Consider the following 6,624-nt stretch of genomic DNA (forward strand, 5'->3'; position numbering starts at 1 on the left):
ATTCATGAAACTTAAAAGATTGATTGCCCCTGTACTTAGCTTATCCTTATTAATCCCTGCGTTTTCTGGTGCGGCTAGCGTAAGTGCCGCGGAGCCGCTGACGCCATCATCTGAAACGCCTGCTGTAGAGCTTCGGGCGACATTGGACTACTCGCTTTCGGAGCATTTCACACTCGCGGTGGATGCGATGATCAAGAAATACGACAACTCGTTTGACGCCGCTGCGGCGCAAGCCGCTTTAGAGAAAAATGCAAAAGATATGATTCCAGCTATCACTTCCGTATATGGAGATGCCGGGGCGAAAGAGTTTGACCGTATTTTCAGCGGACATCTAAACTATACCAAGGATTATGTTACAGCTGTTAAAACGGGCAATGCCGCTGATAAAGCGATGGTCGCGCAAGAAATTGAAGAGTTCGCAGTAGAACTCGGTAACTTCCTAGGAACTGCAACCGCAGGCAAGCTGCCTGCAACGGCAGCGCAAAAGGTGCTTCGTACGCATGAGAAGCAGGTCCAGCAGGTGTTCGACGATTATATCGCCGGCAACTACAAGAGCTCGCTTGCCAAATATCGTGAAGGTTTAAGCTATATGTTCACGATAAGTGATGCATTGTCAGGTGCAATCGTCACTCAAATGCCTGAAAAGTTTAACGGCACAAAATCCGATACACCAGCCGGCGATCTAAGATCAGCTCTAAACTATCTTGCAGCAGAACATTATGCCCTTGCTGTATTCAGCATGCAAAAAGGTTCCGATAAATCTCCAGCCTACAGCGCGATTGTTGAAGCTGAAAACGCCAATACAGCAGGCTTGACAGCTGCTATCGCATCCGTTTATGGTGCAGCAGGAGGAGATGCCTTCAAGGCAATCTGGCTTGGTGACCATATTAACGCACAAGACGAAATCGTGAAGGCAGCTCTTGCCGGAGATACCGATGCAAGCACCAAAGCTAGAGCTAAGCTAAGCAAATTTTCTGTAGACTTCGGTAATTTCCTTGGCGCTGCCACAGAAGGCAAGCTTCCCGCTTCGGCCGCAACGGCTGCTGTAGCAGAGCATGAAAGACTTGTACTTGAAGCATTTGATCTCTATAGAGCCAAAGATGCAAATGGCCTGTATGCCAGCTATGACAAAGGATATAGTCTCATGTTTGGAGTAGGCAAAGCATTGGGCGGTGCGATCGTAGCTCAGAAGCCGGAACTATTCAAAGTACAGCCTCCTGTAACAAAACCGGAAAACCCGAACAATGTTCAAACCATTTGGCTTCAAATCAATGGTTACACTGCTAAAGTAAACGGCAATCATGTGAAAATGGACGTTCCGCCAACCCTTAAGAACGGAACGACATTCGTATCGCTAAGAACATTGACTACGGCACTTGGCGCCGATTTGAAATGGAATCCAACCACAAGCACGGTTGAAGTAAAAGTAGGTGACGACAAGGTTGTCTTCTGGCTGGGCAAAGATATGGCTAGTGTTAATGGAAAAAACGTCAAGCTTGACGCTTCCGTATTCGTTCACAAAGGCCGTACACAAGTTCCTCTTCGTTTCATCGCGGAATTGCTTGGTTGGGACCTGAATTGGAACAAGGCTGACTGGTCAATCACATTGACTAAAGCAATGTAGATGTAACCCCATCCCGAAACTCGCAGCAAACTTGTCCTGTTCTGGTAAATCTATACCGGAACAGGACTTTTATATTATAATGAGGGGGTGTGTAAAGGGGGAACAGCTCTAGTATGTCGGATGAACTGACGGATTTACAATTAATGAAGCGTATTGCCCGCAAAGATTCTATTGCTTTGCAGCTTATATACGAAAGATATGAACGTCCCATGTACACATTCGCCTACCGAATCGTTAAAGATTCCATGCTGGCAGAAGAAATATTGCAGGAGCTATTCTTGCGAATATGGAACGCAGCAGAGAAGTATGACGAGGATCAAGGTAAGCTATCCAGCTGGATGTTTACGTTAACTAGAAATATAGCGATAGATGGATTAAGGCGAAAGCAAACTCGAACTGCGCAGCAGGTTGTTGAGACGGAGCAATTAAACCGAACGCCGGACGACTCGGCGGACACAGAGACTGCCGTGGAAACCAAGGTCATTGGCGAACAGGTCCGTGAGGCAATGCGGAATTTAAGCCAAGATCRGCATCAAGTCGTCGAACTTATTTATTTTGGCGGATATACGCAGCAGGAAGTGTCCGTGAACTGCGACATTCCGCTCGGAACGGTTAAAAGTAGAGTTAGGCTAGCCATGAAAGCACTGAAGTTGCAGCTTGAAGGTATCGGAGAGGAGGGGCAAAGTTATGAAACAAGAAACAAATCTATGCGATGATGTGGAAATGTATGCGCTTGGCGGTCTTGATGAAGAGGAAACTAAAGCTTTCGAACAGCATCTTAAATCTTGTGCGGCATGCACCGAGCAAGTCGCGGAGCTTAAAGAAATCGTCGATATGCTGCCGCTATCGTCCGAGCCAGTCGCCGTTCCTACAGGAATGAAGGATCGGATTCTCGGTTCTATTTTACAGTCACAAGAGACGGGTGCACAGCCATTCGAACAACCTAAGTCTGCTATTCCAACTCAAGAACCCGAAAACGCAGAGCGCCCCCTCTCCGTAACTCAAGACGAGGCAAAGCGTCGAAACTACAATAGCTGGTTAAATATCGGGCTTGCGGCAGCGGTGCTTCTATTATGCGTGTATATTTTCACATTAAGAGATCAGGTGTCAGACCTCAGTAATGAGCTCACGCTCGCCCAGATGAATGAGCCTCCACAGGGCTTGCAGACGAATCAGGCTGTCAGCTTAAGCTCTGCGGCACAAAATATTATTGCCCAAGGCCTCGCTACCATCGTCATTGACAGCAAGGGAACACATCTGCTCGTGCAGGCCGAGAAGCTTCCGCAAATCAAGGAAAACGAAGCATTCCAGGTATGGCTGATGAAGAAAGGCCAGGACGTCGTAAACGCAGGAACCTTCTACCCGGTGGATGGAAAAGGCGGCTTGTATTTCACACTCGACCAGAATTTGAAGGGTTATGATCAAATCGCGATTACTCAAGAACCAGATGCTTTCGGTAAAATGCCGCGAGGGACTGCCGTCTTGACTGCCGAGCTTCATCTATAAGACGAATAATTGAAAATAAGCCAGCTTATTGGACTCATGCGAAGTCCTTAAGCTGGCTTATTTTTTGTTTAAACACCGTTTTTTTGTACTTTTTATAATCGTTTCAGCCTCCTTCACACTCTTCCATATCTAGCCAAGCGCCCGCAGGACATCATCGATTTTCAGGCTATGGGCGAGGACGCCGTAATTCATCCAGCTCAGAAAATCAACCTCGAATACACGGTTATGACGTACTGCGGGAAGCGATTTCCAATGGGGCGTCGCGTAAAGCTTCCTTTTCTCTTGTTCTGAAATTTCAAAAGTGACGAACACATTATCGGCATCAATCTGCGCGAGCAATTCTGGTGTTAGCACGGCTGTCCTTGTGCTCTTTGTCAATTGCTTTACAAGCGGATGAGGCGTCATTCCAAGGTCACTATAGAGAACGGGCCCCGTGTATCCCTTATCCGGACCGCCGTACAGCAATATTCCATTGGCTTGAATTCGCAGAAAAACGGTCGTTTGATGATGAATCGGGCGAAGCTTTTTCCGAGCAGCTTCTGCTTTTTTTTCATACTTCGCTATAATATCAACGACCTTTACGTTTTTTCCTCTCCCAATTAGATCTGCCATGATTCGCAAAGTCTCCTGCCAATCTTCCCCCTCATTGGACATTTTGTAGAGCGGAGCCTGTTCCTCCAAGAGATGATGGTCCCATTTATCTGGAAAGCCGTTGTCTACCAAAATAAAGTCCGGCTTTACCGGCAGCTGAGCAGCATATTTATCGGAAATCTCAATTGCGGGAATATGCTCAAGCCCCAAATATGACTGTTTTCCCCAATTCGTTATGGAGCACTGCAGGATAGGCGTAACGCCAAGCGCTACCAGAAAATCTTCAAGAAACGGTGCGAATACACGAATCTCCTCTCGGTAATGCCTTCGGTATTGCCCTGGCGATATGCCGACCGTCTTCTTGAAGCGGCGGTTAAAATAAAACTCATCGCCAAATCCGGCGTTCTGTGCAATATCGGACAAACGATCATCGGTTGCTTGCAGCAGGTGCTTCGCTTGATTCATTCGAATGCCGGATAAGTACTGCAGCGGCAACTGACCCGTTATCTCTTTGAACAAACGCGAATAGTGTGTACGGCCAACATCGGTCAAATTAGCCAGCTGGCCCACCGACCATTCGTTGCGATAGTCATGGTATAGCCGATCAATTGTAGCTTCAACCGCTTTCCGACTGCTCTGGGCATGAGAACTGGTCAGATTGTGCTTGAGAATATGCCGGAGCAATTGTTGAAAACATATTTGTTGATCCAAATCGTCCAGCTCATCACTAGTGTCTGATAAGCTAAAGCTATATAGCCTCTCAACCCACTCCAAGCACTGGGAAAATGGATGGCACACCACTTCTCCTGTACATGGAAATGAAGTACTCCATTCGCTATTCGAAGCGTCCCGACCATCTTTTTCAATGTAAACAATCTCAAAGCTCAGTTCATAATGAATGAGTCCGCTGCTGCCGACTTCATTTATAATGGTTGCCCCTGGCTCAGAAATAAAACATTTGCCGCGCTCGAGCTGATAACCGCATCCATCTAGAACGAGGCGCCCTCTCCCGTCCATAATAACAAACAATCGATAGCAATCATTTTTTCTCGCTTTTTGTTGTTCATGAGGTACAGATTCCTTATATTTCACTCCGATTAAGCGATAGATTTTGCTTGGAGATGTATTCGTATTGGCGTTTATCTCTTGCATAAATTCATAAGCCCTCCTTTACTTGAGAATGATTATCAATAAAATTACTATAAACGATAAAGAAGAGCACTTCAACTGTTCGTTGAAATGCTCTTCCGATAAAATTGTATTCGCAGCGCGAAGGTTACTTCAGCAAAACTTTTTCCAAATCTTTAATCTTGAGTTGGTTAGCCGTGAAAGCGCCCGTCTGCCAATAAGTCCGATCCACTTGATAAACATTTCCTTTCTTTATAGCAGGAACGCTTTGCCAAATGGGACTATCGAATAGATTTTTAATGGATTCTTGATTTTCGGCCGATGACCAAGATCCATTTGAAGTTAAAATAATGATATGGTCCGCTTTAAGATCAGGAAGCTTCTCCATGGAGATCGTTTCAATAAAGGCTTCCATATCCGCAACCATCTTTGGCGGAGTTAAGCCTAATTCTTTGTAAAGGATAGAACCAACAAATTTGTTCTTAATTCCAAGAAGATTGAGGTCAGTCTCGCCGATATTAAGTCGCAACACAGCAACTGATTCTTCTCCAATTGCTGCTTTCAGCTTGCTTTTTGTATCCACGATTTGCTGCTCGTAGTCCTTCACCAGCTTCTCGGCTTTCTCTTGTTCACCAATTAGATCAGCAATCTTAAGAAGAACATCGGAGGAGCTGCTCATCAAAATGTCGTCAGGCATGCGAAAGGTTGGTGCTACCTTAGAGTATTTTTCATAGATAGCTTCATCTACAAAACCATCTGTAATAATAAGATCCGGTTCTGCATCCAGCAGTGCTTCAATGCTTCCTGTTATATCAAATGGAGGAACGTCTAAATTCAAATATTCCTGTTTGCCCCACATCGGATGGTACCACTGTACAACAGGCTCCACGCCAAGCGTGACTAAATAATCTTCCAAATAGATAGCAGCTATTCGCTTTGGTTTAACCGGAATTTCAACGTCACCAAAAAAATCCTTCACTACGCGTGTTTCGTTCTCACTCGTTTTCACTTCTTTATCATTCTCTGCGGCTTTGTCTGTTTGCGTATTCACAGCATTTCCTTTGTTCGCTGCGTCTTTCTTCTCTTCTTGCGGTGTGCTGCATGCCGTGAGTGCGATGAAAACAATCAGTAGAGAAATGAGACCCCTTACGATAATGCTGCGTGAACCTGTATGCCGAAACATATTTTACCCACTCCTGTATATGTATTGTCGTAACGAAATGTTTTCATTGATTATCATTCTCATTTCGTTCATGAGCAATTATATCATTATGGTTTTGGGATACAATGTCCATTCTCATGCGAGTTTTTTATCCAAACATGAGATAACGAACACGATTCAATCCTAAAAAACATGTCATCTTAATATAAAAAACAACCGCCTCTAGGCAAAATGTTTCGCCCAAAGCCGATTGTTTGTCGCACGCAATCATTATTTTACCGCACCAGCAGTTATTCCAGCTACAATATATCTTTGAAAAAAAGCATAGATGAGTACAACAGGCACCATTGAAATTAACAGTCCAGCGAACAATGGCCCCCATTCGGTTCGGTACTGCATCTCCCCTTGCATGATCGCAATTCCAACAGGCAGTGTGTACTTGGAAGGCTCATTCACGAAGATCGTCCCCATAATGTACTCATTCCAATTGTTCAAAGCATTCATAATCAAAATGGGAATCATACCGGATCGAGCCATCGGCAGCATAATTTGAAAAAAGGTTCTAAAATACCCCGCCCCGTCAATATAGGAGGCTTCCTCCAATTCCTTCGGC

General features: G+C 45.2%; 6 protein-coding genes. 3 read left to right on the forward strand and 3 right to left on the reverse strand.

Annotation, left to right across the window (positions count from 1 at the left end; all coding sequences use genetic code 11):
* Positions 1-4: 4 nt before the first annotated feature.
* From AB4Z17_RS15655 to AB4Z17_RS15665, 3 genes are all read left to right on the forward strand, one after another.
* A complete protein-coding gene (locus AB4Z17_RS15655; protein ID WP_441910376.1) occupies positions 5-1,624 on the forward strand; it encodes a copper amine oxidase N-terminal domain-containing protein in 1,620 nt (539 codons plus the stop codon).
* Positions 1,625-1,737: 113 nt separating this feature from the next.
* A complete protein-coding gene (locus AB4Z17_RS15660) occupies positions 1,738-2,340 on the forward strand; it encodes an RNA polymerase sigma factor (RefSeq protein ID WP_441960727.1) in 603 nt (200 codons plus the stop codon).
* The gene (locus tag AB4Z17_RS15665) at positions 2,312-3,130 is read left to right on the forward strand and encodes an anti-sigma factor (protein ID WP_441910378.1); all 819 of its coding nucleotides are present in this window, start codon (positions 2,312-2,314) and stop codon (positions 3,128-3,130) included. The genes AB4Z17_RS15660 and AB4Z17_RS15665 overlap by 29 nt, the downstream gene beginning before the upstream one ends.
* A 129-nt stretch (positions 3,131-3,259) precedes the next feature.
* Here the strand turns inward: AB4Z17_RS15665 and AB4Z17_RS15670 are convergent, their stop codons facing one another.
* From AB4Z17_RS15670 to AB4Z17_RS15680, 3 genes are all read right to left on the reverse strand, one after another.
* Complete coding sequence (locus AB4Z17_RS15670) at positions 3,260-4,873, reverse strand: helix-turn-helix domain-containing protein (protein WP_441960729.1); 1,614 nt, start codon at positions 4,871-4,873, stop codon at positions 3,260-3,262.
* 124 nt (positions 4,874-4,997) lie between these two features.
* Positions 4,998-6,032, reverse strand: a complete 1,035-nt coding sequence (locus AB4Z17_RS15675; protein WP_441960731.1) for an ABC transporter substrate-binding protein — start codon at positions 6,030-6,032, stop codon at positions 4,998-5,000.
* A gap of 249 nt (positions 6,033-6,281) precedes the next feature.
* A partial coding sequence (locus AB4Z17_RS15680; RefSeq protein WP_441960733.1) for a carbohydrate ABC transporter permease occupies positions 6,282-6,624 on the reverse strand: 343 nt, incomplete at its 5' end.

This window comes from Paenibacillus sp. TAF43_2 (genome assembly GCF_052113545.1).
Taxonomy (GTDB): Bacteria; Bacillota; Bacilli; order Paenibacillales; family Paenibacillaceae; genus Pristimantibacillus.